Here is a 1,891-nt window from a genome sequence, read left to right on the forward strand (position 1 = left end):
GAACCGTTCGGTATACGGCGCTTTCAATAGTTGACGTGCATAGACTGATAGGCTGTGGCTAAATCATAAAAGCCACTGTTTATCAGTCTTTCTTTTGATAAGGCACGGTTAACCGCGCCCATACCAGACACAAACCAATAGCCTCTACGGCTGTTGGCTGTAATATGTGCATAGTATTCGGGTATCCCCAGTTTAATAAGATTTCTCTTCTTTGTCTTGGGAAGTTTCCACTGTTTCCATATGCACATGCGTATTCTGTGATAGAGCCACTTATTAATGTCATCTATGTTGTTTTTCATGCTGGCTATTCCATAGTAGTTAAGCCATCCTCTAGCATACACCTTGATTTTCTCTAGGCTTGGCTTGATGGACTGTACAGACTTACGGGAAGATAAGTCTTTCAGCTTGGACTTAAACTTCTTCCATGACTTTGGATGAACTCGGACATATATGCCACTTCCGTTCCTTCCCAATGCAAAGCCAAGGAATTTAAAATTTCGGATTGCAAACACACTTACAGTACGGCTTTTCTCTCGGTTAACCGTTAGCTTCAGTTTCTCTTCGAGATATTTAGTACTGCTTTCTAGGAGTCTTTCTGATGCCCTTTTGCTTTTCGCAAGAAGAACGATGTCATCTGCATATCTTATACAGGGCACTCCTCTTTTCAGAAACTCTTGATCGAACTCATTGAGGTAGATATTCGCAAGAAGTGGAGATAAATTCCCACCTTGCGGTGAGCCTTCCTCTGTATCAATGACCACTCCGTTTTCCATTACTCCGCTTTTCAGATAGCGCTTTATGAGCTGAACTACGCGCTCGTCCTTTACATTCTTTCTGAGGAGATTGATAAGGATTTCGTGATTTAAGGTGTCGAAATACTTTGATAAGTCCAAGACTACCGCAAAAGTGTAACCTTGTTCTGCGTATTCCTTTACCTTCTGTATAGCATCCTTTGCGCTTCTGTTTGGACGATAGCCGTAGCTTCCATCCGCGAACAATGGTTCATAGATTGGCACTAACTGTTGAGTTATTGCCTGTTGGAGTGTTCGGTCTATCACGGTGGGTATGCCAAGCTTGCGCACACCACCATCTGGTTTTGGAATCTCAACTCGCCTGACTGGCGATGGGGTATACTTGCCGCGGTATATGCGGTCAGTTAACTCCTGTTGATGTTCCTTAAGGTACGGAAGTGCCTCTCCGATAGTCATTCCATCAATACCTGGCGCTCCCTTGTTTGCCTTAACTCTTTTATACGCTCTGTTAAAGTTATCCTTATACAGTATCGCTTCCAAGAGCTTCGGCTGTGCACTGTCTCTTTCTTTCCATATCCGATTGAATGACCTAGGCACTTTCGCATACCCTTCATGTTCCGCACTATCTCTTTGCGAACAGCCATTGTTTTCAATGTTTTCTGCCATTAAAGGTCATTCCTCCTTTCTCGGTCATACTTAAGACTCCTATTGATTCGGTCCTTCGGTTAGCATGTCCATGTTTCCATGTCCATATCCCTACTATGGCCTCCGCTGACTTCTGCGTGTTCAGCACCGCCTCGTTTCCTTGTACGGTGGTTACTCCTTTCAGAGCATTTCACGCAGACCTCCCTAGGTACCACACGTTTCTTCCTCTCCATCCATCTGCCTCATCTATCATGCATGATTCCGTGTAGTTATGGGGTTTCGACTTGTGCAGTAGCCTTACCCTCATGCATGACCTCATATGAGATTTCTGTTCGTCAGACCAGAGATTTGCCCGTGAGTTAGTATGTTCCTCACATCCAGCTTCCTTCAGATTCCACCTCGCGATGGACACCCTTGCCTTCGGCTATATCCTTCCCACTACCGGGCGAATTCGGGACTTTAACCCGTTGGAAACGTGCGCCGCTAGGCGCACT

General features: G+C 45.2%; 1 protein-coding gene. It reads right to left on the reverse strand.

The window, feature by feature from the left end; genetic code table 11:
• Window positions 1-23: 23 nt before the first annotated feature.
• Window positions 24-1,418, reverse strand: a complete 1,395-nt coding sequence (gene ltrA, locus BM377_RS16055) for a group II intron reverse transcriptase/maturase (protein WP_092250998.1) — start codon at window positions 1,416-1,418, stop codon at window positions 24-26.
• Between the last annotated feature and the right edge of the window lie 473 nt (window positions 1,419-1,891).

Source organism: Butyrivibrio sp. INlla21, from assembly GCF_900116875.1.
Taxonomy (GTDB): Bacteria; Bacillota; Clostridia; order Lachnospirales; family Lachnospiraceae; genus Butyrivibrio.

Coding starts and splice junctions, on each gene's coding strand:
- ltrA (WP_092250998.1), bottom strand. CDS start 1,418: ATGGCAGAAAACATTGAAAACAATGGCTGTTCGCAAAGAGATAGTGCG.